The sequence below is a fragment of the Kosmotoga arenicorallina S304 genome (assembly GCF_001636545.1).
Taxonomy (GTDB): Bacteria; Thermotogota; Thermotogae; order Petrotogales; family Kosmotogaceae; genus Kosmotoga_B; species Kosmotoga_B arenicorallina.
Genome location: NZ_JFHK01000015.1, coordinates 65056 through 90292 on the forward strand (window position 1 = coordinate 65056; position 25237 = coordinate 90292).

Below are 25237 nucleotides of genomic sequence, written 5' to 3' on the forward strand. Positions count from 1 at the left end.
TGAGATGCTTAGAATAGGTGCACATATGAGTACTTCGAAGGGATATTTTCGTGTCCCGATCGAAACCCTTGAAATTGGCGGGAATTGCTTTCAGATATTTCCCCACAGCCCTTCAATGTGGAAAGCAAAATTGCCTGATGAGAAAAAGACAAAGCTCTTTGCAGGAGCAATGGAGAATGCCGGGCTGAATGCCGAAGATGCGCTTGTCCATTCTGGATACCTGATTAACCTTGCCAGTCCAAAAGAAGAAGTTAGATATAAATCCATTGAACTGTTAAAACAGGAAATAGCAATCACCGAAATGCTCGGTCTGAAATATCTCAATTTTCATCCCGGCAGCCATCTCGGGACGGGGCTTGAGTCAGGAATCGACAGGATAGCCAGGGGAATCGATGAAGTCCTTTCCGCTGTTGAGGATACGAATGTGGTTCTCCTGCTGGAGAACGTTGCACCAAAAGGCGGAAATATCGGGAGCACTATAGAAGAGCTCAGAATGATAATCGAAAGAACTTCATACGAAAACCGGATAGGAATAACATATGATACCTGCCATGGTTTTGACAGTGGTTATGATATTCGCTCCCGGGAAATGGTCGAAAAGTTACTCGAGGAAATTGACGCTTTGATAGGACTCGAAAGGCTAAAGATGATCCACCTCAACGATTCAAAGTATCCCCTTGGCGCTTCAAAAGACAGGCATGAAAGAATCGGGGAGGGTTATATTGGTGAGGAAGGATTTGCAGCCTTCCTTTCAAAGGGAGAAATCCTTGAAAGGCCGTTAATTCTTGAAACACCCGGAGGAAATGAAGAACATGCTCAGGATATAAAAAGGGTGAAAAAAATCCTTGGAATAGAGAGGGATGTAGATGACTAGGAAGTATGTTGTTGTTACCGGTGGTGTGCTCAGCGGTATAGGAAAAGGGATAATATCTGCTTCAATTGCCAGAGTTCTAAAAGAAAGTGGCATAGAGATAAATGCCCTTAAAATAGACCCATACCTGAATGTCGATGCGGGCACGATGAACCCCAACCAGCACGGGGAGGTTTTTGTAACCGATGACGGTTATGAGGCCGATCTTGATCTGGGGCATTATGAGAGGTTTTTGGGTATTGATATGAAAAGGATAAACAACATGACAGCCGGGCAGGTATACAAGGCTGTCATAGACAAAGAAAGGGAAGGTCGCTATCTTGGTGGCACCGTTCAGATGGTCCCTCATGTTACCACAGAAATCAAAGAGAGAATTAAAGCAGTTGATGGGCAGGTCGTCATGATCGAAATCGGTGGCACTGTGGGTGATATCGAAGGAGAAATATTCCTTGAAGCAGTCAGAGAGCTTGCCTTTGAAATGGGCAGGGAGCATTTCTTTTTCATCCATGTAACTTACGTTCCTTATCTAAAAGCTACAAATGAGTTCAAAACGAAGCCCTCACAGCAATCTGTCCAGCTCTTGAGGAAGATCGGCATTCATCCTGATATGATCGCGGTACGTTCTGAATCTTCCATTACGAACACTGATTTGAAAAAGGTTGCACTCTTTGGCGGCGTTTCACAGGAGATGGTTTTCAATCTTCCTGATACAGGCAACGTTTACGAAATCCCCCATAAACTTTTCACGCTTGGAATACATGAAAAAATAGCCAGTGCTCTTAATATATCGCTGTCAGGGAAATTCCAGTGGGACTATCCCAGGAGTTTCAGTCCCCTGAAAATTGGTATTATAGGGAAATATCTCGGCACAGACGACGCATACAAAAGCCTTATCGAGAGCATATTGCTTTGTGGTGCGGAAAGGCCGGAAGTCATTGATTCGCAAAGCCTTGAAGAGATGACCGATGAGGAGCTTGGATATTTTATTTCCGGCTATGACGGCATAATAATACCCGGCGGTTTCGGCAAGCGCGGGATAGAAGGCAAAATAAGGGCCATCAAACATGCCAGGGAGCACAAAGTTCCCATACTGGGAATTTGCCTGGGAATGCAACTCATGGTAATAGAGTATGCCAGGAATGTAGCCGGGCTTGAAAACGCCAATTCAACAGAATTTGACCCCAATACATCATATCCTGTTATAGACCTTATGGAAGCCCAAAAGAAAATACTTCACCTTGGCGGCACAATGAGGCTGGGAGCGCAAAAAACTCCGGTATTCAAAAATACAAGACTGTATGAAATATACGGACTGGATGTCGTTTCCGAAAGGCACAGGCACAGATATGAAGTGAATTATGAAAGCTTTAAACAGCTTTTCGCTTTGCCTGATGAAAAGGAAAGCGAAGGCAAGCTGGTTATATCGGCGAAGGCCGATTTCGTCGAAGCTGTTGAGCTAAGGAATCATCCCTTTTTCATTGGAGTTCAATATCATCCGGAGTTGAAATCAAAAGTGGGAAATCCCCACCCGTTGTTTAAACATTTCGTGGATACGCTCAAGAAAATGAGGTGATGCCATGAAACTGAAAGCCCGAGGTAGAATGCTGGAAAGAGAAATCGCCGTCATGGGGATTGTCAATGTTACCCCTGATTCCTTTTATGAAGGCAGCCGCGCATCGGAGATTGAAAAGGCTGTAACCATGGGGCTTGAAATGATCAGAGAGGGAGCGGATATCATAGATGTTGGAGGAGAGTCTTCGCGCCCCGGCGCTGACCCGGTCCCTGTTGAAGAAGAAATCAACCGGGTGGTACCGGTCATTGAAGCCATAAGGAAGGTGAATTCACAGGTTTTTATCTCGGTTGACACCTATCATGCAGAAACTGCTGCAGAGGCCTTGAAAGCTGGAGCTGATATAATAAATGATATAACGGGACTTGGAGATAAAAAGATGCTAAAGCTTGTCGCCGAAAGCGGTGCAGCTGTTGTGATAATGCATATGAAAGGCACACCGAAAACGATGCAAAAAGCTCCTTACTATGATGATGTTGTTGACGAAGTGAATTCCTTTTTGCTTGATAGAGCGCGGGTTGCTTTGAGGGAAGGTATTGATCCCCATAGCATAATTCTGGATCCGGGAATAGGCTTTGGAAAACGCCTGGTTGACAACATCGAGTTGCTGAAAAATATAGGGATTTTCAAAGCAGCGGGTTTCCCTGTTCTGATAGGTCATTCGCGAAAGAGCTTTATTGGAAATATTCTTGAACTTCCGCCAAAAGATCGTCTGGAAGGGACTCTGGCGGTTTCTGCTTTCTGCTTTTTCAAAGGTGCGGATATTTTGAGGGTTCATGACGTAAAGGAAAACCTAAGGCTCTTGAAAACACTCATGAGCTTGAAATGATATTCATTCTGGAACCCCGGGAGGGATAGCATGGCATATACCAGGTACTCCAGAAAATACTGGCGGGAAACCCTGCAGGCCTATCTGTTTTTGCTGCCTTCGATTGTTATTCTTGGTATCTTCGTTTTCTGGCCAATAGGATTTTCGCTGGTATTGAGCTTTTTTAAGTGGGATTATACGAGCGCCGAGAAGTACTTCATCGGGCTCGGGAATTACAAAGAATTGTTCAGAATGTCGTATCCAATCAGCCTGAATTTGCTTTATGCAATTCTAAACACGGCCGTTTACGCTCTTGGGGCTTTGTTGTCTGTCAGAGTGGCCTTTTACATCACCGCCAGTATGACAAAATACTCCCGCCCGAAGAGGAAATTTTCGCTTTTCTACACTATCCTGTTTGTGCTATTCATACTCTTTTATCTGGTAAAAGCTGCAAATCCCGGATTTTCGGTTCTGTGGCTGTTGTTTTCGCTGCTTTTTATCGGATATTTCATTTATGTCATCAGGCGTTACAGGAAGGACAACCACATAACCATGATGAGGTCTAAAAGCTGGACAACGTTGCTGCTCTTTATAGTCTTCTACATTGTTTTTGCCTTCTGGCTGTCGCGTTCCGGCGATGAGCTGATAAGTTATTTCAGGCTTGCCAAGGAAAGTTCTGATTTCCTTAAAGCCATTTACAATACTGTGTATTATGTTATCCTTTCTGTGCCTACTCAAATTGGTCTGGCGCTAATAATTGCTCTCCTGTTGAATCGAAATATTAAATTTAAGAATCTTTTCAGAACCGCCTATTTCATTCCCTTTGTTACATCGGTTGTTGCTGTTTCCCTTGTGTGGCAATGGATGTTTAACGACCAGTTTGGATTGCTCAATTATTTTCTATCCTGGTTTAATATCAACAAAATAGCCTGGCTTAAAGAAGAAAGGTGGACTATTCCCACGATTGCCATGGTTTCTGTGTGGCAACATCTGGGATATACAACGGTTATTTTCCTTGCGGGGCTGCAAAATATAGATCGCTCTTACTACGAAGCAGCAGATGTAGATGGTGCTAATGGCTGGCAGAAATTCAAGTTTATCACCTGGCCGCTGCTATCTCCGACAACCTTCTTCATAATGATAATCACTATGATAGGCTCCTTTAAGATCTTCTCGCAGATATTCATTCTTTATCAAGGGTTGCCGGGACCTGTAAACAAAAGTGGTTTGACGCTTGTTTACTATGTCTTCCAGAAGTTTTACGACGAACAGAGGATGGGTGTGGCGAGCGCTGCGGCATACATGCTCTTTTTGATCATACTTCTGCTGACTTTCTTGCAGTTCTGGATTGGCAAAAAACGGGTTCATTATGAGAGCTGAGGTGGGAGAATGAAAAATACATCTTCTAAGACTCTGATGCAGGTATTCATATATTTGCTGATTGTAGGCGGGGCGCTCATGATGCTGCTGCCCTTTGCCTGGATGGTTGACACCTCTTTCAAAGCTTCCAGCGAAGTTTCAAGCTGGCCACCAAAGTGGACAACCAAAAACGCACGTTCAAGCGTTGAATTCAAAACGAAAATACGCTACCAGACAACAGGCAGCGGGGTTGACCTTTCTTCACTTAGCCTTGATGAATTCAAGAATTTTGCTTCACTTGTGGGCAGTAAGGCCGGGGAAGATACCCTTATCGTGATGCTCGATGACGATTTTATAAGAAGAGGCACTATTATCCTCGGATTGCTGGACGAAAGCGGAAATCCTGCTGATTTTTCAATGAAAGCTGATCTGGATAAATTTTCAGAGCTCACAAGCAGCGTGAGAGATAATATAAACAATTATCCGGATACAATAGCAAAGAAACTAGAATCCATCCCTCTGGATGAAGTTGCTGGTTTTTTTGATGGCTTTTTGAATATGGCTGAATATAGTGATGATGGTTTCGCTAGAAGGATTGTTTTGACGACTTCGATTGAGACAACAGCGGAACTTTCCCAAAAAAAGGCTGAAACGGTTATTGGTTCATCATTCAAAGCACTGCCTACGGATTCTGAAAGCCAGAGGAAACTGAAAGAGGACATGGTAAATAGAGCGCTTGAGCTCTTCCAGCCTATTTCCCATGAATTGACAGCACTGGCTACTGACCTCTCAAATTACCGCATTGGAGAAAAGAGGGTTCCTGATCCCGGGGAAGTATCGGCAATAATTTCCAAAATATCGCAAATAGAAAAGGTATTTGAAGCAAAAAAAGCAGAGATTTACCAGGAGCTTTCAGGCATGATACCTTCCACTGACAGATTTCTCCTCATGATGCTGAATCGCTTCAAAGGGAGTTTTGACGGGATCATTGATGAACTCGTAGGATGGAAGGTGCTGCTTGAAGATTATCTTGAAATAAAAGAGTTTTATATCGGTATCCAGGATGCCTTTTTGGAAGACGCTTACATAGTCGGTAGAATAAGGACGGATGATGAGGTACATGCGCTGCTTATATCAGCTATCGATGACTGGAATGTACCCGGGAGCTTGAAAGAATATTTGAAGGCATCTATTACTGAAAAAAATGTTAGGGATGCGCTAAAAATTCTGATCTCTTACCTCGATGGGAATTTTAAAGAGGAACTGAGGGCGAACTTCTCTGAACTCACAAACGAAGTATTCGACAAAATAACCGAGGCCATTAACCTGTTGAAAACAGCAACAATAATAGTTGACGATGATAAATTTGCAGCCGAGATTACGGAATTCATGGAAGATCCTTTCAGCTATCAGGAATTCAAAGCACTGATGAAGGAAGCAGGTGCCAGGAGCGGGCAAAGCGCACTTTTTGGAGGGGCACTCGCTTATCTTGACAGGTATGCAGAAAAAATGGGCGGAACAGGGTTCTCCGCACTTATAAAGAGGAGATGGGTCGAGACCAATTGGATAGGTGATTTTTCGAAGCTGCATTCGGACATCTTCAGCGAGCTCGATCTCGTTAAAAAGCCTTCCCAGGTATTAAAAGTCTTTTATCGCGGAAGGGCCACCAAATCAGGAAGAAAGTCTTTTGAGATTAAGTTTGATGGTGTTCCAGCTGTTTGGTTTAAGGATGATCTGGTATATGGAAAGGCTGAATTCACCTTTCTGGAAACCTTTGCGAATTTCTGGCAGAATTATGTAGATGCCTGGAATGCTGCTCCTTTCGGACGTTATTATTTGAATACGGTCTTCGTTGCCATAGTGACAACTTTTCTCGAAATTATCTTTGCTTCTATGGCTGCTTTTGCCTTTGCCAAAATGGAATTCTTTGGCAAGAATTTCATGTTCACGATTTTCCTCGCTACCATGATGGTTCCGGGGGAGGTGCTTCTGGTTCCCAATTTCATAACCTTAACTGTGTTTGGATGGATCGACACGTACTATGCCCTTATAGTTCCCTGGGTAATAAGCGTGTTTGCCATTTTCCTGCTCAGACAGCATTTCATGACTATTCCGGATGAACTCTATGATGCTGCGAAAATCGACGGCTTATCCAAGTGGAAATTTCTCTGGAAGGTTATGGTTCCCCTTTCAAAACCCGCAGTGATCACGGGGGCATTGTTGAAGTTTGTGGGAAGCTGGAACGCCTTCCTGTGGGTTTTGATAGTTACAAAAAGCCCTGAATACAGGACTTTGCCTGTGGGATTGCAGAACTTTAGCAGTGCAACGGGCACCGAGTATAACCTGTTAATGGCTGCTGCCACCTTTTCCATAGTTCCGGTTGTCTTACTGTTCCTGTTCACGCAGAAGTATTTCATTGCAGGTATCGCCAGGAGCGGATTGAAATAATGGCCAAAAAACGGCAGCGCCATTTTATATTCTTTATATTCACAATATTTTTCCTTATAGTCCTCGCAATGACAAATTACAGGGCTTACACAAATTACAAGAATGCCGAAAAGAAACTTGAAGAAGTGGAAAGACGTTATCAAGAGTTGGAAAAACAACTTGAATCAAGACAGCAGGAGCTGGAAACGCTGAAAAAACTGCTTGAATTGCATCAGGAGGAAAAATGAAATACGCAGTGACAACATCGCACAAACCTTCAGCTGAGCTCGCCTTAAAGGCTCAACAGATAGCAAGGGAATATGGAGTACCTTATATGCCAAGGCGAAAGCTCACGGAACTGAAGAAGGAAGGAAAGCTGGATCTTGACTTTTACTATGTTCTCGATAGGAATGAACAGCTGTATATTCTCTATGGTGACTCGAAATTCTTTTTTCACCCGTCTATGGCAAAACTGCGCCTGAAAAACTATCGCGAAGGGCAAAGAGATCACTTGATAGAGAACATGTGCTTGAACGGTGATGAAAAAGTTCTGGACGCGACTTTTGGGCTAGGCAGCGAAGCCTTGCTGATGGCTCACTTTTTGAAATCCGGGGAAGTGATAGGCCTTGAAGCATCAGTCCACGTTTACAGAATCGTGAAGCACGGGCTGTGCCACTATCCTTTTCAATATCAATGGATGAAGGATGCGGCTTCACGAATTACCCTGATGAACCGAGACCTGAAACACTTCCTGAGGGATTCGGCAGATGAGAGTTATGACATTGTCTATTGTGATCCCATGTTTGAAGTGCCTCAATATAGTTCAAGCTCATTAAATCCTTTAAGGCCTTTTGCCGTCTATGAGCCTATTACATCGGAGGATGTGCGGGAGATGATAAGGGTTGCGAAAAAGAAAGTGGTGTTGAAATCGCGTGTGACGGATAGCTTTTTCGAAGAGCTCGAGAAATTTATCGAATTTTCATATGTGGATGGTAGTAAAAGCAGTGGCGTTATATATGGAGTAATAGAAAAATAATGGCTATTCCAATGATTTTAGGCCCCACGGCGGTGGGGAAAACGGAGATATTACTTGCAATCTCGGAACACCTGCCTATTGAAGTAGTCTCTGTGGATTCCAGGCAGGTTTACAGGCATATGGATATAGGCACAGCAAAGCCCTCGAAAGAAGAGTTAAAAAGGCTTCGGCATCATCTCATTGACATAATCGAGCCTGATGAAACCTATGACGCTTACCGTTTTGCCGGAGATGCAAAAAGAGCCATTAACGATGTTGAATCCAGAGGAAAAATCCCTGTGCTAGCCGGTGGTACAGGATTGTACGCAGATGCTCTTTTGAGAGGTTTTGTTGAAGGCGCACCGCGGAACGAAGAAGTGCGAAAGGCATTGAAAGCAATAGAAGAAAACTCACCGGGTTCTTTGAGAAAGATTTTAAAGGAAGTTGATAAAGTTGCCTTTGAAAAGATCCATCCCAATGATTTAAAGCGCACAATAAGATATCTTGAAGTTTATTTTACTACAGGCACTCAATTAAGTGCTATACAAAAAAACACTGGTATTTCTGAGGAATACACTGTTATAATATTAAATAGAGACCGTCATTCTCTACATAAACGTATAGAGTTGCGCGTGGAGAAAATGCTTGAAGCCGGTTTGCTTGATGAAACAAAAACGCTTTTGGAAATGGGCTTTACTAAAGACTTGAACGCTTTGCAGACAATAGGCTATGCGGAATTGGTTGAATACATTAAAGGGATATATACCTTTGAAAAAGCCGTGGAGCTTATAAAAAGGAATACCCGCCGCTATGCGCGGAGGCAGATCATATGGTTCAGAAGGTATAAGGGGGTTCAATGGCTAGACCTTGAAAATCTGAGTATTAAAGATGCCGTTGATATAATAAGTAAGAAAATTATTTTAGCTTGGGGGGGTAAAAGTGGCTGAAAAATTCAATCTTCAAGATCGTTTTTTGAATTTGCTCAGAATTAACAGGATCGAGGTTAAGGTTTACCTTGAAGGAGGTTTTCAGACTAAAGGCATAGTTCGTTCCTTTGACAATTTTACTGTTCTGCTTGAAGATAATCAGGAACAAACGCTAGTTTATAAGCATGCAATCAAGATGCTCGTTCCGGCAAAATACGTGAAATTGACACCACAACAACAGAGAGGGGATTAGTCTAATTAAAAAAGCGATACTTGCCTGTGCCTTTAACAGGCAGGAGCAGGAAACCAAAAGCGAAATTATCTCTGAGCTCGAACTGCTTGCAGATACAGCGGGATATGAAGTTCTGGATTCGATAAGCCAGACTCTGGATGTGCCAAATCCTAAGCACTATCTGGGAACCGGAAAACTGAAAGAACTTAAGCGCCTGATACAGGTTTATGAACCAGATGTTGTGTTTATCAGGCATAATCTCACGCCTTCACAGAGAAAAAACCTGATACGTGAACTTGGAATTGAAATAATCGACAGGACACAGTTGATACTTGAGATCTTTGAAAAACACGCCTTCACACTGGAAGGAAAGCTGGAAGTTGAATTGGCCAGGCTAAGATATGAACTCCCTTTCTTCAAAGGGAAGGGTGGTGAACTCTCGAATCCCGGCGGTGGTATCGGCACAAGGGGCCCTGGAGAAAAGAGACTAGAGCTCGACAGAAGAAAAGCCTTGCAGAGAATGGCCTTTCTGAAAAAGGAATTGAAGAAATTGCAGCTCGACAGGCAAATCATGAGGAAGAAACGCCAGAAAGTGGGGATGCCCTTAATTGCCCTGGTGGGTTACACAAACGCCGGTAAATCATCCCTGATGAATAGAATTTGTGAATCGGGTGTACTTGTTGAGGATAAATTATTTTCCACACTGGATACACGTATCAGGAAGAGCAAATTGCCCAGCGGCAGGGAAGTTTTGATCATCGACACCGTTGGCTTTATAAGGGAATTGCCCCATCAGCTTGTGGAATCTTTCAGGTCCACCCTTGAAGAAATCAGCTATGCGGATTTTCTGCTGGTTGTTGTGGATGCTTCCACACCCAATGAAGATGGCAGATTGAGGGTAATCAATGAAACACTGGTTGAAATCAAGGCAGCTGATGTTCCTAAAATGCTGGTTTTCAACAAGATCGACAAATGTACCAACGAGAGAATACAATTCCTTGAAGGGAAATTCCCCGAATCGGTTTTTGTCAGCGCACTGAAAGATATCAATATTGACGAGCTCAAGCACAGGTTAGATAAGGCAATAAATGAGATGCGGGAAAGATACGTGCTGCGTATGAAGATCGGTGACTATGAAGAAGTTCTCAAAATCAGGGGGAAGCTGGAAATACTCTCTGAGAAGTTCAATGGGGATTCCGTTGAAATTGAGTATATCACAGACAACGTTACAAATAAGCGGCTTCTAAACAGACTGAAGGAGGCTGGCAGATGATGAAGAGAATACTGGTGTTCCTTTTCATTGTAATATCCATAATTGTTCTTGGCGAAACATATCTTAGAGATCCGATTGATATACCACTAGAAATAACAGGTTATTTTGGAGAGTACCGGCAGTACAAATCGCAGGATAACCCTGCTCATTTCCACAAGGGAATGGACCTATCAACAGCGGGGAAAACTGGAGCTGAGGTTCTTTCTCCCGCTGACTGCTATGTCGCATCCCTTATAATAAACGATCCCGTTTATGGAACCAGGCTGACGCTGGTTTTGCCGGAAGTAAGGGACTATTTTAACAACGAAGATGGGATAAAGCTAATTTTTGCACATCTTGAAAGTGTGGGCGATTTAACAACCGAAGGGGGAAGAAAATTAAATGCCATATATAGAAAACTTCTCGATGAATACAATACAGGTTATGTTGAAGCGCGCTTTCATCCAGGTGAAATAGCTTTCAAAATGGGGGACACGGTTGCTTACAGTGGTGATACAGGTGGAGTCGCTCCGCATCTGCATATGGAGGTCAGGGATCTGTCCGAAGAGGTGCTTCTGAACCCGGGGCTTTATTTCGACTTCCCGAAAAAGAACACCGAAATACAGATAATAGCCCTTAAAGCTGGTGGCAAAGAATATGGGTTTAACGGCGAAACGGTGGAAATAACTCCCTTTTCTCCCCTGGCTGTGAGAGCAAGAATACTCGTAAGGCATTACATAAGTCCCAAAAAGATATCTTTGTATATTGAAAATAAGCTGGTATACCAGATAGATTTCGAGAATTATTTTTTTATCAATGAAGTGAACAGGGTCAACGAAGTGTATACAAATTCTACGCCTTCAGATTACTGGTTTAAGCTGAAAGATGCGGAGGACCTTTCGGTGGTCACGGTTGACGATTGGGAAGCTGTTGACCTTTCTTCGCCTAAAAACGCAAAGATAGTTGTAGAAGACCACTGGGGAAAATCCTTTGAAAAAACTTTCACTATTGTCATGCGGAGGTGACAGCGTTGTTTTTCAAAAAAAGGGAAAAGGACTTAACCAAAAATCCCTTTTACGATAAAGGGAACACGCTTGTGGTCTATTTTAAATGTTCAAAGTGTGGCGAGCTGTTTCGAAGCCATTTGAGAAAATACTATGACGTAAGTGTTAACTACGGGGGAGGAAAAGGAGCTTATAAACTTGATAAAGAGTTCATTGGAAGCAAGTGTCAGAATAAGATACAAATTTACGCTGAATTTACAAGAAGCTTCAAACCGCTGTCTTTTGATATAATAGGTGGGAATTTTATTTCTGAAGGAGAATACAACGAACAAAATATCTAAATATACATTGTTAAAGGAGGCACGTTGATGAAAAGGTGGCTGTTTACCAGTGAAAGTGTCACGGAAGGTCATCCGGACAAAGTCGCAGACCAGATTTCCGATGCAATCCTCGATGCTATGCTTGAACAGGACCCAAATTCAAGAGTAGCAGTTGAAACGCTTGTTGCAACGGGTGTTGCAGTAGTTGCAGGGGAAGTAAGCACAAGGGCATATGTGGATATTCCCCAAATCGTCAGGGATACTATACTCGATATAGGGTACACCAGGGCAAAATACGGATTTGATGGCGAGACCTGTGCGGTGTTGAGCAGTATTGACGAGCAATCACCAGACATTGCCCTTGGCGTGAATAAATCCCTTGAAGCCAAAAGCGATGGTAACGATATGTATGATGAGATAGGGGCCGGAGATCAGGGAATGATGTTTGGCTACGCCACCAATGAAACTGAGGAAATGATGCCCCTTCCGATAGTGCTCGCTCACAAGCTCTCGAAAAGACTATCCGATGTTAGAAAGCAGAAAATAGTGGATGGATTCAGGCCTGACGGCAAAACACAGGTCACAGTACTCTATGAAGATGGAAAACCCGTTGGAGTTACAACTGTGGTTGTTTCCACCCAGCACGATCCTATGCTGACAAATGAAGAAATCAGAGATGCTGTTATCGAGCATGTTATAAAGCCAATTATCCCGGAAAACTTGATGCACGAGAATATGAAAATATATGTAAATCCCACGGGGAGGTTCGTAAAAGGCGGACCTGCTGCAGATACAGGCCTCACAGGTAGAAAGATCATCGTGGACACCTATGGCGGATGGATTCCTCACGGTGGAGGGGCTTTCAGCGGAAAAGACCCAACAAAGGTTGATAGGTCAGCCCATTACATGGCGAGGTATGCTGCAAAGAATATAGTGGCTGCCGGGCTCGCTGATAGAGTAACCCTTCAACTTGCTTATGCCATAGGCGTTGCCCATCCCGTTTCTTTCATGATTGATGCCCATGGAACGGAAAAAGTAGATCTGGATAAGCTTTCCGAAGTCGTTCAGAAGCTTTTTGATTTCAGGCCCGCAGCAATTATTGACACACTGGATTTGAGAAGGCCCATATACAGGCAAACGGCTGCCTATGGCCACTTTGGGCGCACAGATGTCGACCTTCCCTGGGAAAGGGTCGATATGGTTTCCGAATTGAGAAAAGCTTTTAATTTATAGAATATAGAAATCAGGAAGGAGGAAAAAAAGTGCCGAATATTAAGTCCGCTGAAAAAAGAGTGAGACAGACAAAAGTCAGGAGAATGAGAAACAGGAGTGCAAAGACAAGATTCAGAAACGTCACAAAAGAGCTTCTTCTTGCTATTGAAACCAAGGAAGCCCCTGAAAAAGTCAACGAACTTCTCAGCCTGTCTTTTTCTGTTCTTGACCGTGCAGCCAAAAAAGGTGTCATTCACAAAAGACAAGCTTCCAGAAGAAAGGCAAGGCTTACAGCCAGAGTGAAGAAATACCTGGATAGCCTTAGCTAATATAGAAAAAGGCGGGGATATCAATCCCCGCCTTTTTTGTTATGTGAATTACTCTACTTTGAGTTCGCCTTCTGTTGAATGCATTCCCTTCAAAATGTTTTCTTCGGTTTCCACATCGAAAACATGGACCATGTTCATATCGAATACCAGATCAATGGTGTCTCCCGCCTGCGCTTTTGTTTTCGGGTCGACTTTTGCTACGATGTCATCCCCAGCGATAGTTGCGTGAATAAGAGTTTCGCTTCCAAGGGGTTCAACAACGTCAACTTTTCCTTCGGCAACGAATTCCTCGCTGGGATTAACCGCGAACATCTTGTCGTAAATGTTTTCAGGTCTTATGCCGAAGACAACATCTTTTCCGACATATGGGGAGAGCTTATCATAGTATTTTTCGGGAATAAGGAGCTTCATTGAGTCTTTGTGTATCCAGAGCTTATCTCCTTCCTTGGAAACCTTTGCGTTTATGAAATTCATGGAAGGCGTTCCAATAAACCCGGCAACGAATTTATTCACGGGTTCAAAGTAAACGGAATAAGGATCACCGATCTGCTGTATAACACCATCTTTCATGATAACTATCTTATCAGCCATGGTCATGGCTTCTACCTGGTCGTGTGTAACGTAAATGATGGTTGCCTGAAGGTTCTGATGAAGCCTTTTTAGCTCAGCTCTCATCTGTGTTCTTAGTTTCGCATCGAGGTTTGAAAGGGGTTCGTCAAAAAGGAAGACCTTGGGATTTCTTACGATAGCCCTTCCCACTGCAACCCTCTGCCTCTGACCACCGGAGAGCTGTTTGGGCTTTCTGTCAAGGAGACCTTCGATACCGAGTATGCTGGCGGCTTCCTTAACGCGCTTGTCGATTTCCGGTTTCGGAACTTTTCTCAATTTCAGCCCGAAAGCCATGTTTTCATAAACAGTCATATGGGGATAAAGCGCGTAGTTCTGGAAAACCATAGCGATATCTCTGTCTTTTGGCTCTACATCGTTGACAACTTTTCCGCCAATGGTTACCGTTCCTTCTGTGATTTCTTCCAATCCCGCAATCATTCTCAAAGTGGTTGTTTTACCACAACCAGAGGGGCCGAGCAGAACAACGAATTCCTTGTCTTTGACCTCGAGATTGGCACCATGTACCGCTTTGAAACCGTTTGGATATACCTTTACTACATCTTTGAGGATAACCTCAGCCATGCCTTACACCTCCAAAAATCAATCTTCTGAACTATCTTCAATGATATCTTCAAGCTGTGTTCCGAGAGCTTTTTCGCCGGCATCCATTAAATAAAGCTCATACGCCGTGGAGAGAAAGTTGAGCATCTTCGTGTATTTCTCGTAAGAAATCAAGGCAGCCCTGGGAACACCATTTTTTGTTATAACAACATCACGTTGACCATTCGAAGCAGTATCCACTACTTCTGAAAAATGCGCTTTTGCATCAGCCAGTGATTTGAAGATCAGATTATCAAGTCTTGCCAATGTACCCACCTCATTTGATGTTACTCCATTATACATTATGACCACAATTATAGTCAAGCAAAGCTAATGAAATTTGTTGCGTACACTTGTATTCAGGGGTACTTAATTTTGGTGGGGTTGAAAATTCACCAATCAATAATGAGGGTAAGAAAGTTCTAAAAAAATTTACATAACCCTTTATGGAAGCACTATTGAAGAGTGTTTTTCTGTAAAGCGCTTGTATACTCAATTACAAGAATTACTCTTTTAGAGAATATGTCGGTAATTATTCTATAATAGGAATTTCAGCAAGTCAAGAGTTGCATTGAAGGGTTGATAAGTGCTAAAATATGTCTGACATCATATTTCAGATTTAGGGGGTGTTTATGTGAACAAGAAGGAACTCGTAGCTGAAATCGCCGAAAGAACAGGAACAACAAAGAAATTAGCGGCTGAAGTTCTCGACAGCTTTGTAGCAGTTGTAGGCGAGAAACTTGCCAAGGGTGAAGAGGTTAAACTCGTTGGTTTTGGTACTTTTGAAGTTGCAGAAAGAAAACCCAGAAAAGGTGTCAACCCCAGAACAAAAGAAGCTATCCAAATTCCCGGGGGAAAAGTACCTAAGTTCAGAGCTGGTAAGGAACTCAAAGAGAAAGTAAAATGAGATCTTGTCTTTAAAATGGCGGCTTGGTTAGCCGCCATTTTCTTTTGCCCATTTTAGAATCTCAGCAACTATTTTTTTGTTTTTTATCACTTTGCATAACTCTTCTTCAGATGCCTTTTTTATCCTGGAAACGCTTTTGAAGTGCTTCATCAAGAGTCTTTTCCTTTTTGGACCAATGCCCGGTATCCCGTCGATTTCTGAACTAACAAATCTTCTCTCACGGAGGTAACGGTGGTAATTGACTGCAAATCTGTGGGTTTCATCCCGGATGGAAACCAGCAACTTCATAACAGGGTGATCAGGTGGCAGTTTTAATTTTCCCCTGCTATCGGGAAAAACGATTTCCTCTTCCTCCTTGGCAATACCCACGATTTCGGTTTTCAAGTTGAGTTCCTCAAGCGCTTCAGACACAGCTCTGAGCTGCGGGAACCCACCATCGATGAAAAGCAGATCAGGTAAGGGGTGTTTGGAATAGCGGCGCTTTATAACCGTTGCGAGTGCTTCAAAATCATTTGGGACTTCGAGGTTCCTTATCCTGTATCTTCTATACCTCGATTTGTCTGGTTTCCCTGATTCAAAGACAACCAGAGAAGCAACTGTCATAAGCCCCTGGGTATGGGAGATATCTATTCCCTCAATAAATCGCGGTATTTTTTTCAAACCCAGGATATTCCTGGTCTGTTTGAGGGTCTCAACAGCACCGATTCGTATATTCAATTCTTGCTCAATGTTTTGAAAAGCTATCTTCATTAGCCTGGATTCGAATTCTGTTCTGGGTTTTCCAATATATTCAAATTCGGACTTGAACATATTGGTTTCTGTTTTTCTCAATCCTGACACGATTAAGCTTTTTGGGCGATGTTTCTCCCTGGCGAGGTAAAACTGGCTTATAAAATCGGAGACCTTCCCTTCAGGGAAATCGTAAACCAGCTTTCCAAGAAGCATTCCACCTCTTATTTCGAGAAGGACCAGAATACCTGAAGAAAGTGCCAGAACATCAATGCTGAGATCCTGCGGAACGTCAACAGCCTGTCTGGAATACAATTTATCCATGGAATCGAGAACATCACGGATTTCCTTTGCCTGTTCAAATTGAAGGTTATCCGCCAGCCTGTACATCCTTTCTTCGAGAGACGTTCTGACACTGAGGGTATTCCCTTCAAGGAATTCAATGAAGTTATCAAGACTCTTTTTGTATTCTTCCTTTGTGATTTTACCTACGCATGGAGCGGAACACATTTTAAGGTGATATAGAAAGCAGGCTTTCTTGATTCTATCAAGGGACTGCTTGCAACTCCTTACCTTGAAAATCCTCTGAAGGAGTTCCAGTATGCTGCGTACGAGCCTCGTGCTCGTGTATGGGCCAAAATACATCCCGGGAGCTTTCCTGTCTCTTCTCAACTCCACATAAGGGAATTCGTCTCTGGATATATATATATATGGATAAAAACGGGACTCTTTCAGCAGGATGTTATAGCGCGGCTTGTATTTGTAAATAAGATTTGCTTCTAAAAGTAGAGCTTCCCTTTCGCTTGGGACGATAATAAAATCCATATCAGAAGACTCTTCGGCAATTTTTCTTACTTTTTCATCCTTCCACGAAGATTCCCTGAAATAAGACTGCACGCGACGTTTTAATTTGACAGCTTTACCTATGTAAATTATTTTCCCTTCGCTATTTTTGAATATGTAAACACCGCAGGTTTCCGGTAGCGAACTGATTTTATTCTGAAGAGCCCTTTTCATCAGTGACCTCCAATGAACTACATATCACAGCGCTCCCCGGGCATTCACGGGATTTTAGCATCTCCCATACCCTTTTCCCGATGGGATTGTCTATACCACCCAGAAAATTTGCCAGCTGAAGGTGAAGGCATTTGATATTCATTAGATTTCTTATGCCCCCAATCCCCCTGTCAAGTAAAGCTTCTATCTGCCAATTCTCTAGCTTTCTGTCAGCTAATAAGGATTTTTTCAGGGCTTGAGTGGTTTTATGTGCCTCTATATATTCCCTTGACATACTTTCGGAATGCTCAAGCTCTTCTTCGAGTAGTTTCACCCAGCCTTTTTCTTCAAGGCGGGAAACTTCTTTGTACAAAAAGGGGCAGGTCAGCCAGAATAGTGTGGGAAAAGGTTTCCCATCGGTGATCAAATCCGATTGAATACACTGCGGATAACCCCAGGTGCATCTTTTTACCACGCGAAATTCGTTTCTCAGCTCGCGTCCTAATTGAGCCTGAACTATCTTTTTTTCAAAACAGCCGCTTTCCATTCGTTCATTTCCTCCGTTTCCAGCAATGAGAAGGAGTCTTCCAATGTTGTCACAAAAGCGTCGAATTTCTCCTTTAGAATTCCGGAGAGAATTATTACACCATCAGACTTCAAATAGTGCGTTGTTTCTTTTACAAAGCGTTCAAGCAATTCGACGATCATATTTGAAACAATCACATTGAAACGTTCACCGGGTTTGAGGGCGCTGAGAAAGTTAGAAACCCTCGCATCAATGGAAACCCCGTTTATCCATGCCGTTTCCTGGCACTTTTCAACGGCAGCCGGATCTATATCGAGGGCAACTGCCTTTTTCGCCCCTCTCTTCAAAGCCAGCGCTGATAGGATACCTGTGCCTGAACCAACATCCAGCACAAAAGCACCAGGTTCCATGTGTTTTTCGAGAAGGCGTGAGGCGAGCTTTGTCGTTTCGTGTAACCCTGTACCAAAGGCGCTTCCGGGTACTATTCCCAGGGCTCCCTCTTCTGTGATTTGATTGGGTTCTTCAAGAGGGATCAGTTTTGTGTGGTGAGTCAACATAAAGGGTTTAAGGTTCTCTTTGAATTTTTTCCACCAATTTTCTTCAAGCTCCTCGCCACCGAGCTCAAAGGGGTAGCCCGACAAAAAAGGTGGAAACTCCTGATCGGGTTCGAGATACACCTTTACCCGCCACAGATTTGAATCTATTACCTCGGAAAAGATACTGTAAAAGCCCTCCGAAAAGCAGAGTTCATCTATTTCTTCAAGGATTTTTTCATCTGCGTATAGAGTGAAATACTTATAAAGCATATCAACCACCTCGGTGCAATTATAACGTTATTTCAGTGATAATTCAGCTGATGATTTCTTTGAAGCGTGTTAGAATTAAATGAATTGCAGGAGGTGAACCCTTTGAAAAGAGATTTTCTAAATTATAAAATAGCAGAGCTTTCGGAGCTGCAAGATGATGCCAAAAGAAAGGCTATTGCCTATTTTCACGAAAGGATAACCGCCTTCAACCCTGAATTAAACGCTTTTCTGGAAGTGCTTCCCTTATCAGCCAATTATTCTTCCGGTTCGCTTTCCGGCATACCTTACGCATTGAAGGACAACATATTGGCCAGAGGTACCCGGACTACATGCGCCAGCGATATATTGAAAGATTATATCTCTCCTTATGATGCAACAGTAACGGCTCGGCTGAAAGCTGAAGGAGCTGTGTTGATGGGGAAAACAAACCTCGATGAATTTGCCATGGGTTCTTCAACGGAGAATTCGGCATTCGGCCCCTCAAAAAACCCATGGGATTTAAACCGAATTCCCGGTGGGAGCAGTGGAGGCAGTGCAGCAGCAGTTGCAGCAGGGCTTGTACCCTTTGCCCTTGGAAGCGATACCGGGGGTTCCGTTAGGCAGCCAGCAGCTTTTTGTGGAGTGGTTGGTTATAAACCCTCTTACGGACTGGTATCAAGATATGGCCTGGTAGCCTTCGCTTCTTCTCTCGATCAGATAGGTCCTTTGACAAGATGTGTCGATGATGCCTATGCTGTTTTCAAAACGATAGCCCGAAAGGATATAAACGATGCCACTACTATCAATAATGGAGTTAATCTCAAGGCGAATGATCTGCCTAAAATCGATCTCAAAGGCATAAGGATAGCGGTGCCTTCCGACGCTCTGGATTTTGAAGGGCTCGATGAAAGGGTTAAATCCAGATTCCTGGAATTCGTTGAGCGGCTTACTGAAAAAGGAGCAAAAGTCTCCTTTATTGAGCTGGGTATCTTAAAATATGTTGTCGCAACATATTATCTCATCGCTCCTGGCGAAGCCAGCTCTAACCTATCTCGCTATGACGGCGTTCGCTATGGTGAGCGGGTTGAGTCTGAAAACTACGAAGAGATGATAAAGAAGAACAGAGATATCGGTTTTGGCGATGAAGTAAAACGCAGGATCTTGCTGGGTACTTTCACATTGAGCTCCGCTTATTACGACGCTTACTATCGTAGGGCTCTGAAAATCAGGCGAATTATCTCTGACAGGATAAATAAGGTTCTTCAGGAACACGATTTCATATTGAACCCCACCACACCCACACTTCCAGGAAAAATAGGAGAAATTAGCGATCCCCTTACTTATTATCTGATGGATATATATACCATTCCAGCTAACTTAGCCGGAATGCCGGCCATTTCGGTACCCATTGATCCCGTAGACGGCTTGCCGGTGGGCGTTCAATTTATGGGAAAGCGACTTTCCGATCTTCAGCTCCTCTCTGTTGCAAAAGAGGCTGAAAAATTATCAGGTGCATACGAGAACGGGCTTGCAAAGCTTCCTGAGAGGTGGTTACATGTATAAAACTATCATTGGTCTTGAAATCCACGCTCAATTATCGACAAAAACCAAGGCCTTTTGCAGCTGTCAGGCTGATGTCTTTGAGCTGGAGCCAAATACAGCTATTTGCCCTGTGTGCACGGGTCAGCCCGGAGCGTTGCCCGTGTTAAACAAAACTGTTGTTGAATACGCTGTTAAAGCGGCGGTTGCATTTAATTGCAGCATCAATTTACGTTCCAGTTTTGATAGAAAGAACTATTTTTATCCGGATCTACCAAAGGGTTATCAGATTACCCAATACTTCACCCCGATCGCAGAAAATGGTTATCTTGAATTCAAGCTTGACGGAAATGAAAAAAGAGTCCGCATCAGAAGGATACACATTGAAGAAGACGCCGGTAAAATGATACATCAGGACGCCGATTCCATTTCTGGCGCCAGCGGAAGTCTTGTAAATCTAAACAGGTGCGGGGTCCCTCTAATAGAAATCGTTACTGAACCGGATATCTCTTCACCAAAAGAAGCGAGGGTTTTCATGGAATTGCTACGCGATACGCTCAGGGCGATTGATATATGCAGCGGCGATATGGAAAAGGGAGCGTTGCGGTGCGATGCAAACATATCCGTAGTGGATGAGGAATCCGGGACATCATCAAATAGGGTCGAAGTAAAGAACATTAATTCCTTCAAGTTCGTGGAGAAGGCCCTCGAATTCGAGCGGGAGCGTATTATCAAAGCCCTTGAACAGGGTACTGATGTAGACAGGGAAACGCGGACATGGAACTTCACAAAACGTGAAACCATATCTATGAGGTCAAAGGAAGAGGAGAACGATTACAGATATTTCCCGGAACCCGATTTACCGCCGCTTCAGCTGAGCGGAGAATTTGTGGAAAAAGTCAGAAAAAATCTACCTGAACTTCCACAGCAGAGAGTTCAAAGGCTGATACAGCAATATGGAATTCCTGAATACGATGCCTCCGTCCTCGGTTCCGATGTAAAAATCAGCTTGTTTTTTGAGGAGGTATCCAGAGTAACAGGAAAACCAAAAGATGCCTCCAACTGGATAATGACGGAACTGATGAGAGAAATAAACCAGAGAGGGATTCCAATAGATGAAATGCCCATTGGACCCGAGCATTTTAAGGTACTCTTTCAGCTCCTCGATCAGGGAAAGATTTCCGCCAAAATAGCAAAAGAACTCTTCCCCCTGATGGTGGAAACCGGGAAAACGCCCGATCAGTTAGTAAAAGAACGCGGAATGGAGCAGATAAGTGACGAAAAGCTAATTGAGGAGATTGTTTTGCGTGCCATGGAATCAAATCCGAAAGCCGTGCAACAATATAGAGATGGGAAGAAAAACGTAATGGGCTACTTTGTCGGCGCTGTGATGAAAGAAACACGTGGAAAAGCAAATCCAGCAGTTGTGAATGAAATTGTGAGGAGGCTTCTGGAATCATGAAGAGGATAACAACCATTACAACCCTTCTGCTTCTGGTGCTTTCGTTAACTCTTTTTGGAGAAACATATCTCTCTTTGATTGATGAAAGCTGGAAGACGGAAGTAACCTTTCCTCTTTCAAAGAAGTTGAACTGGGGGATTGCAATGGGGAATACGGCACCCAGAATAGGCATCCTGTACACAGAGAATTGGGCTGATTATTCGACCGGCTTTTTCAAGGTTAAAACCCGTGATGGAAGTTTTTCATTGGGCCTGTATTTCGGGGAGGGAATTTCGGTTTCTACAACACTGATACAGGGCAGCTATTCACCCCCGATCTATTCCCAGAGCTTTAATAAAATCCAGCTCGCTTCAGATGGAAAGTTTCACCGGTTTTCATATGGCAATTACCGTGTCCCTCTGGGTAAGTGGAGCCTCGGGGCGAATATGCTCAGCATAAAGGACGAAAGCACAAAGGTCAATTATCTGAAAGCATACGTTTTTGTAAAAGACTTCAATAGAAGTTTCAGGTTGAGCCTTAACGGCGGAATATTGAACCTGGGAGTCGACTTAGCTACCATAGGCTCTTTGGGGGAGCTCGGATACGGTGGAGGGGTGTGCTATGACTTCAGCAAAAGAGCACCGGGGCTTTCGGCACACTGGGTTTTCCCGGTATCCCTGGAAAGCGGGAACTTTACCGGGGAAATAAAGATGTTCGTCAAAACTGACGGGGTGAATACGAAACTCAGCTTCAGAACACCTGGCGGAAAAAACCTTTTAATATTTGGCCTTGGCTTTGAAAACTTTACACTGGATGAATTTTTCCTTGGATTAATGGTGAACTGAATGATGAAAGCAGGTGTGTATGTACACCTCCCCTTTTGCAAAAGGCTGTGTCATTACTGCGACTTTGCAAAAATCAAAGAAGATCATGAACTGATAGAAAGATATCAACGTCTTCTGCTGAAAGAGATGGAACTTTGGTTCAAGAATAACCCTCTCATCAAGGTGGAAACCCTTTACTTTGGAGGAGGTTCTCCTTCAATTTATCCTCTTAACTACCTGCAGCAGCTGATAGACAGATTAAAGGGGTTGACGGATTTCGCGCCTGAGGAAATAACCCTCGAAGCAAATCCCTGGGAACTTGACGCGGATAAGCTTAAAAGCTGGTACAGATTGGGTATAAATCGTTTGAGCGTTGGTGTTCAAAGTGCTTCAGCAGATATCCTGAAAAACGTTGGCCGCGAGTCTCCTTCTGACCTGTTAAAAAGGCTCAAAGCAGCAAGAAGTATTTTTGAAATTCTCAACCTGGATTTTATTCTCGGGCTTCCGGGGGAATCCGAAAAAAATCTGGAAGAGAATATCGGGCTTATCAAAGAGTTGTTCCCACGGCATATCTCCTATTATTTCCTTGACACCGACCATGACACTCCTTTGATGAAAAACGTCCGTAGTGGTAAGATTGAGTTGCCGGATGTTGAGATGGTCGAGCAGTTATATGACCGGGTGAAGCTCACATTATCTGCCCTGGGGTATATACGCTATGAAATCTCCTCGTGGCAAAGAGATGGGATGTGTTGCAAGCACAATATGAATTATTGGAAAAACGGGAATTACGTTGGTTTCGGCATCTCGGCAGGAGGGCATGTTGAAAGAAACAGATACGTTAACACGGAAAATTTCAAAGACTACGAAGATGCCCTAAGCAAAGGCCTTTTGCCGCGGGTATACAGCGTGACTAACGATGACCTCCAGGAAGATATTGAAACCCTTTTTATGTCCTTAAGGCTTGTTGAGGGGTTTTCTTTGGAGAACTTATCAAATAGCAAATACAGGTTCGCCCTGGTGGAAGCTCTGACCGAAAAGCTTTCTGATTTTGCCATAATCAGGAACGGTCGGATTAGATTGAATGAAAATGGGCTCGACAATTCACGGCTTGTGTTCGAGAGAATTCTCGATATAAAGGAGGGGATAGTCGATGTTTTCGGCACATGAAATACTGGATATTGCATTGAACATCGAAAACGAGGGGATTAAGTTTTACAGAGAACTGGCTGAAAAGGCAAAAGATGAAAGCGCGAAATCCACTTTTGAGTTTCTTGTTTCTCAGGAGAAAGAACATATAATTACCTTCAGGGAGCTTCTAAAAAGGTTTGAAAAAGAGGCTCAGGAGCTGGTAAACTGGGACGAGGCTACGGAATATTTGAAGACTTTAAGCGAGCAAAAGGTGTTCCCGAGTGCAAGCACTTTGATAGAGAAGTTTAAAAACAGCACCCCGGAAGAAGTAGTAAAATATTCCATTGAAAGAGAAAAGGACACTGTGATATTCTACTACGACCTTTTGGATATGATTGCAGATAATGAGGCTAAAGAAGCCGTGAAGAAGATTATAAAGGAAGAAAAGAAGCACGTCGTTATATTGAGGGATTTGCTTAAATGAAAAAGACAGATCTCGAAAATTTTCTCAAAAACTTCAAAGCCCGGTCAGGAGAGCGGAAAAGCCTTGATTGGGATCGATATTTTATGATCCTGGCTGATACAGTAAAAGAGAGGTCAAGCTGCTTCCACCGAAAGGTGGGAGCGATTATTGTCAGGGAAAACAGGATCCTCGCGACCGGATACAACCAGCCCCCATCGGGTTTCCCTCATTGCGATGAGACTGAATGCATACGCGACGCTCTTTCCATTTCTTCCGGTGAGAATCAGGAAGTTTGCTATGCAGCGCATGCGGAGCAAAACGCCATTGCACAGGCGGCGAGGTTTGGGATATCAACGGGAGGGGCAACAATTTATGTGACCCATAAACCCTGTTCCATATGTGCGCGGATATTGATAAATGCAGGGATAAAGCGCGTGGTATTCAGCTGGGATTATCCCGATCCACTTTCGGAATTTCTACTCAAAACATGCGGTGTTGTTTTAGAACAACTCGAGCTTGAAGGAGGTAGCCATGTCAACGACTAAACTGCTGACTTATTTACGTCAGGATAGGATGCCCCATGTCTGGTGTCCGGGCTGTGGTAACGGCGTTATAATGAAAGCCTTTGTCAATGCTGTGGACCGTCTATCTTTGGAACCCGATAGGATCGCCGTTATCTCAGGAATTGGTTGCTCATCGCGTGTAACCGGCTATTTGAATTTCAACACCATGCACACATTGCATGGAAGGGCTATTGCCTTTGCAACCGGCGTCAAACTTTCAAGGCCGGAATTCAAAGTGGTGGTTATGGGTGGTGATGGAGACATTCTGGCTATTGGGGGCAATCACTTCATTCATGCCTGCCGAAGGAATATTGACCTGACTGTCATCATCTTCAACAACAGCATTTACGGGATGACCGGCGGTCAGTATTCTCCTACAACGCCAGAGGAGACTTATGCTTCTACTGCTCCATATGGGAATATCGAAGATCAATTTGATACGGTGAAACTGGCTATTAACTCGGGTGCAACTTATGTGGCGCGCAGCACCGTATATCACTATATTCAGGCAGTGCAGTACATTCAGAACGGTCTCAAGCACAAAGGGATGTCAGTCATTGAGATAATGACAAATTGCCACACCTATTTTGGTAGATACAACGGAATGCCTGAACCAGTGCAGATGCTCACTTACTTCAAGGAAAATGCGGTTCCCCTGAAAAAGGCCGAGAAGATGTCGCAGGACGAGCTCGATAGAAAAATAATCATCGGTGAGTTCGTTAACATAGAAAAAGAAACCTACAACGAGAAATACGAGCAATTAAAGACAAAATTGGCCTTCACGGAGAAGGAGTGATCG

Annotated in this window: 27 protein-coding genes; 22 read left to right on the plus strand and 5 right to left on the minus strand. The window is 43.5% G+C overall.

Annotated features, from left to right (window positions below; genetic code table 11):
- Window positions 1–4: 4 nt before the first annotated feature.
- The 14 genes from AT15_RS06830 to rpsT are packed head-to-tail and all read left to right on the plus strand — an operon-like array spanning window position 5 to window position 13325.
- Window positions 5–874 carry a deoxyribonuclease IV gene (locus AT15_RS06830; RefSeq protein WP_068347757.1) on the plus strand — a complete coding sequence of 290 codons (870 nt, stop codon included), beginning with the start codon at window positions 5–7 and terminating at the stop codon, window positions 872–874.
- On the plus strand, window positions 867–2444 hold the full coding sequence (locus AT15_RS06835; RefSeq protein WP_068347764.1) for a CTP synthase: 1578 nt from the start codon (window positions 867–869) through the stop codon (window positions 2442–2444). The genes AT15_RS06830 and AT15_RS06835 overlap by 8 nt, the downstream gene beginning before the upstream one ends.
- 4 nt (window positions 2445–2448) lie before the next feature.
- The gene (folP, locus tag AT15_RS06840) at window positions 2449–3270 is read left to right on the plus strand and encodes a dihydropteroate synthase (RefSeq protein ID WP_068347771.1); all 822 of its coding nucleotides are present in this window, start codon (window positions 2449–2451) and stop codon (window positions 3268–3270) included.
- 30 nt (window positions 3271–3300) lie between these two features.
- Complete coding sequence (locus tag AT15_RS06845; RefSeq protein ID WP_068347773.1) at window positions 3301–4629, plus strand: carbohydrate ABC transporter permease; 1329 nt, start codon at window positions 3301–3303, stop codon at window positions 4627–4629.
- A 9-nt stretch (window positions 4630–4638) separates the two neighbouring features.
- Window positions 4639–7056 (plus strand): carbohydrate ABC transporter permease, encoded by a 2418-nt coding sequence (locus tag AT15_RS06850; RefSeq protein WP_068347775.1) that lies wholly within the window; start codon window positions 4639–4641, stop codon window positions 7054–7056.
- Window positions 7056–7283, plus strand: a complete 228-nt coding sequence (locus tag AT15_RS06855; RefSeq protein ID WP_068347777.1) for a hypothetical protein — start codon at window positions 7056–7058, stop codon at window positions 7281–7283. Before AT15_RS06850 ends, AT15_RS06855 begins: the two co-directional genes overlap by 1 nt.
- Window positions 7280–8071 carry a class I SAM-dependent methyltransferase gene (locus AT15_RS06860; RefSeq protein WP_068347781.1) on the plus strand — a complete coding sequence of 264 codons (792 nt, stop codon included), beginning with the start codon at window positions 7280–7282 and terminating at the stop codon, window positions 8069–8071. The genes AT15_RS06855 and AT15_RS06860 overlap by 4 nt, the downstream gene beginning before the upstream one ends.
- Entirely contained in the window at window positions 8071–8997 is a 927-nt protein-coding gene (gene miaA, locus AT15_RS06865) for a tRNA (adenosine(37)-N6)-dimethylallyltransferase MiaA (RefSeq protein ID WP_068347786.1), read from the plus strand. The genes AT15_RS06860 and miaA overlap by 1 nt, the downstream gene beginning before the upstream one ends.
- A complete protein-coding gene (gene hfq / locus AT15_RS06870; protein ID WP_068347791.1) occupies window positions 8990–9229 on the plus strand; it encodes an RNA chaperone Hfq in 240 nt (79 codons plus the stop codon). The genes miaA and hfq overlap by 8 nt, the downstream gene beginning before the upstream one ends.
- Before the next feature lie 16 nt (window positions 9230–9245).
- Entirely contained in the window at window positions 9246–10481 is a 1236-nt protein-coding gene (hflX, locus tag AT15_RS06875) for a GTPase HflX (protein WP_068347793.1), read from the plus strand.
- Window positions 10478–11485, plus strand: coding sequence for a M23 family metallopeptidase (locus AT15_RS06880; RefSeq protein WP_084251588.1), 1008 nt, complete (start codon window positions 10478–10480; stop codon window positions 11483–11485). The genes hflX and AT15_RS06880 overlap by 4 nt, the downstream gene beginning before the upstream one ends.
- Window positions 11486–11490: 5 nt before the next feature.
- Window positions 11491–11805, plus strand: coding sequence for a hypothetical protein (locus tag AT15_RS06885; protein ID WP_068347794.1), 315 nt, complete (start codon window positions 11491–11493; stop codon window positions 11803–11805).
- 27 nt (window positions 11806–11832) lie between these two features.
- Window positions 11833–13017 carry a methionine adenosyltransferase gene (metK, locus tag AT15_RS06890; RefSeq protein ID WP_068347795.1) on the plus strand — a complete coding sequence of 395 codons (1185 nt, stop codon included), beginning with the start codon at window positions 11833–11835 and terminating at the stop codon, window positions 13015–13017.
- A 29-nt stretch (window positions 13018–13046) separates the two neighbouring features.
- Window positions 13047–13325 carry a 30S ribosomal protein S20 gene (gene rpsT / locus AT15_RS06895; RefSeq protein WP_068347796.1) on the plus strand — a complete coding sequence of 93 codons (279 nt, stop codon included), beginning with the start codon at window positions 13047–13049 and terminating at the stop codon, window positions 13323–13325.
- Window positions 13326–13373: 48 nt separating this feature from the next.
- On the opposite strand, the gene AT15_RS06900 is transcribed toward rpsT, so the two are convergent.
- Window positions 13374–14516: an ABC transporter ATP-binding protein gene (locus tag AT15_RS06900; RefSeq protein ID WP_068347797.1), complete on the minus strand. Its 1143-nt coding sequence runs from the start codon at window positions 14514–14516 to the stop codon at window positions 13374–13376.
- An 18-nt stretch (window positions 14517–14534) separates the two neighbouring features.
- Window positions 14535–14801: a type II toxin-antitoxin system Phd/YefM family antitoxin gene (locus tag AT15_RS06905; protein ID WP_235598529.1), complete on the minus strand. Its 267-nt coding sequence runs from the start codon at window positions 14799–14801 to the stop codon at window positions 14535–14537.
- A 367-nt stretch (window positions 14802–15168) separates the two neighbouring features.
- Here AT15_RS06905 and AT15_RS06910 point away from each other — a divergent pair, with 367 nt between their 5' ends.
- A complete protein-coding gene (locus AT15_RS06910) occupies window positions 15169–15441 on the plus strand; it encodes an HU family DNA-binding protein (RefSeq protein ID WP_068347799.1) in 273 nt (90 codons plus the stop codon).
- Window positions 15442–15468: 27 nt separating this feature from the next.
- Here AT15_RS06910 and uvrC read toward each other — a convergent pair whose 3' ends face one another.
- From uvrC to AT15_RS06925, 3 genes are read right to left on the minus strand one after another with little or no spacing between them, the layout of a single operon-like run.
- Complete coding sequence (gene uvrC / locus AT15_RS06915; RefSeq protein WP_068347800.1) at window positions 15469–17187, minus strand: excinuclease ABC subunit UvrC; 1719 nt, start codon at window positions 17185–17187, stop codon at window positions 15469–15471.
- Window positions 17165–17713, minus strand: coding sequence for a DUF501 domain-containing protein (locus AT15_RS06920; RefSeq protein WP_068347801.1), 549 nt, complete (start codon window positions 17711–17713; stop codon window positions 17165–17167). Before AT15_RS06920 ends, uvrC begins: the two co-directional genes overlap by 23 nt.
- Window positions 17683–18498, minus strand: coding sequence for a 50S ribosomal protein L11 methyltransferase (locus AT15_RS06925; RefSeq protein ID WP_068347802.1), 816 nt, complete (start codon window positions 18496–18498; stop codon window positions 17683–17685). Before AT15_RS06925 ends, AT15_RS06920 begins: the two co-directional genes overlap by 31 nt.
- A gap of 102 nt (window positions 18499–18600) precedes the next feature.
- Here AT15_RS06925 and gatA point away from each other — a divergent pair, with 102 nt between their 5' ends.
- The 7 genes from gatA to AT15_RS06960 are packed head-to-tail and all read left to right on the plus strand — an operon-like array spanning window position 18601 to window position 25234.
- Complete coding sequence (gatA, locus tag AT15_RS06930) at window positions 18601–20040, plus strand: Asp-tRNA(Asn)/Glu-tRNA(Gln) amidotransferase subunit GatA (RefSeq protein WP_068347803.1); 1440 nt, start codon at window positions 18601–18603, stop codon at window positions 20038–20040.
- A complete protein-coding gene (gene gatB / locus AT15_RS06935; protein ID WP_068347805.1) occupies window positions 20033–21478 on the plus strand; it encodes an Asp-tRNA(Asn)/Glu-tRNA(Gln) amidotransferase subunit GatB in 1446 nt (481 codons plus the stop codon). Before gatA ends, gatB begins: the two co-directional genes overlap by 8 nt.
- Complete coding sequence (locus AT15_RS06940; RefSeq protein ID WP_068347806.1) at window positions 21475–22302, plus strand: hypothetical protein; 828 nt, start codon at window positions 21475–21477, stop codon at window positions 22300–22302. The genes gatB and AT15_RS06940 overlap by 4 nt, the downstream gene beginning before the upstream one ends.
- Window positions 22303–22305: 3 nt before the next feature.
- Window positions 22306–23451 (plus strand): radical SAM family heme chaperone HemW, encoded by a 1146-nt coding sequence (gene hemW, locus AT15_RS06945; protein WP_068347887.1) that lies wholly within the window; start codon window positions 22306–22308, stop codon window positions 23449–23451.
- On the plus strand, window positions 23435–23896 hold the full coding sequence (locus AT15_RS06950) for a ferritin-like domain-containing protein (RefSeq protein ID WP_068347808.1): 462 nt from the start codon (window positions 23435–23437) through the stop codon (window positions 23894–23896). The genes hemW and AT15_RS06950 overlap by 17 nt, the downstream gene beginning before the upstream one ends.
- A complete protein-coding gene (locus AT15_RS06955) occupies window positions 23893–24420 on the plus strand; it encodes a deoxycytidylate deaminase (protein WP_068347810.1) in 528 nt (175 codons plus the stop codon). Before AT15_RS06950 ends, AT15_RS06955 begins: the two co-directional genes overlap by 4 nt.
- Window positions 24407–25234 (plus strand): 2-oxoacid:ferredoxin oxidoreductase subunit beta, encoded by an 828-nt coding sequence (locus tag AT15_RS06960; protein WP_068347812.1) that lies wholly within the window; start codon window positions 24407–24409, stop codon window positions 25232–25234. Before AT15_RS06955 ends, AT15_RS06960 begins: the two co-directional genes overlap by 14 nt.
- The last annotated feature ends 3 nt before the right edge of the window (window positions 25235–25237 follow it).

Bases quoted from the DNA above. Each gene is read 5' to 3' on its own strand.
- AT15_RS06830 (WP_068347757.1), top strand. From the start codon at position 5: ATGCTTAGAATAGGTGCACATATGAGTACTTCGAAGGGATATTTTCGT.
- AT15_RS06835 (WP_068347764.1), top strand. From the start codon at position 867: ATGACTAGGAAGTATGTTGTTGTTACCGGTGGTGTGCTCAGCGGTATA.
- folP (WP_068347771.1), top strand. From the start codon at position 2,449: ATGAAACTGAAAGCCCGAGGTAGAATGCTGGAAAGAGAAATCGCCGTC.
- AT15_RS06845 (WP_068347773.1), top strand. From the start codon at position 3,301: ATGGCATATACCAGGTACTCCAGAAAATACTGGCGGGAAACCCTGCAG.
- AT15_RS06850 (WP_068347775.1), top strand. From the start codon at position 4,639: ATGAAAAATACATCTTCTAAGACTCTGATGCAGGTATTCATATATTTG.
- AT15_RS06855 (WP_068347777.1), top strand. From the start codon at position 7,056: ATGGCCAAAAAACGGCAGCGCCATTTTATATTCTTTATATTCACAATA.
- AT15_RS06860 (WP_068347781.1), top strand. From the start codon at position 7,280: ATGAAATACGCAGTGACAACATCGCACAAACCTTCAGCTGAGCTCGCC.
- miaA (WP_068347786.1), top strand. From the start codon at position 8,071: ATGGCTATTCCAATGATTTTAGGCCCCACGGCGGTGGGGAAAACGGAG.
- AT15_RS06880 (WP_084251588.1), top strand. From the start codon at position 10,478: ATGATGAAGAGAATACTGGTGTTCCTTTTCATTGTAATATCCATAATT.
- metK (WP_068347795.1), top strand. From the start codon at position 11,833: ATGAAAAGGTGGCTGTTTACCAGTGAAAGTGTCACGGAAGGTCATCCG.
- AT15_RS06900 (WP_068347797.1), bottom strand. From the start codon at position 14,516: ATGGCTGAGGTTATCCTCAAAGATGTAGTAAAGGTATATCCAAACGGT.
- uvrC (WP_068347800.1), bottom strand. From the start codon at position 17,187: ATGAAAAGGGCTCTTCAGAATAAAATCAGTTCGCTACCGGAAACCTGC.
- AT15_RS06920 (WP_068347801.1), bottom strand. From the start codon at position 17,713: ATGGAAAGCGGCTGTTTTGAAAAAAAGATAGTTCAGGCTCAATTAGGA.
- AT15_RS06925 (WP_068347802.1), bottom strand. From the start codon at position 18,498: ATGCTTTATAAGTATTTCACTCTATACGCAGATGAAAAAATCCTTGAA.
- gatB (WP_068347805.1), top strand. From the start codon at position 20,033: ATGTATAAAACTATCATTGGTCTTGAAATCCACGCTCAATTATCGACA.
- AT15_RS06940 (WP_068347806.1), top strand. From the start codon at position 21,475: ATGAAGAGGATAACAACCATTACAACCCTTCTGCTTCTGGTGCTTTCG.
- hemW (WP_068347887.1), top strand. From the start codon at position 22,306: ATGAAAGCAGGTGTGTATGTACACCTCCCCTTTTGCAAAAGGCTGTGT.
- AT15_RS06950 (WP_068347808.1), top strand. From the start codon at position 23,435: ATGTTTTCGGCACATGAAATACTGGATATTGCATTGAACATCGAAAAC.
- AT15_RS06955 (WP_068347810.1), top strand. From the start codon at position 23,893: ATGAAAAAGACAGATCTCGAAAATTTTCTCAAAAACTTCAAAGCCCGG.
- AT15_RS06960 (WP_068347812.1), top strand. From the start codon at position 24,407: ATGTCAACGACTAAACTGCTGACTTATTTACGTCAGGATAGGATGCCC.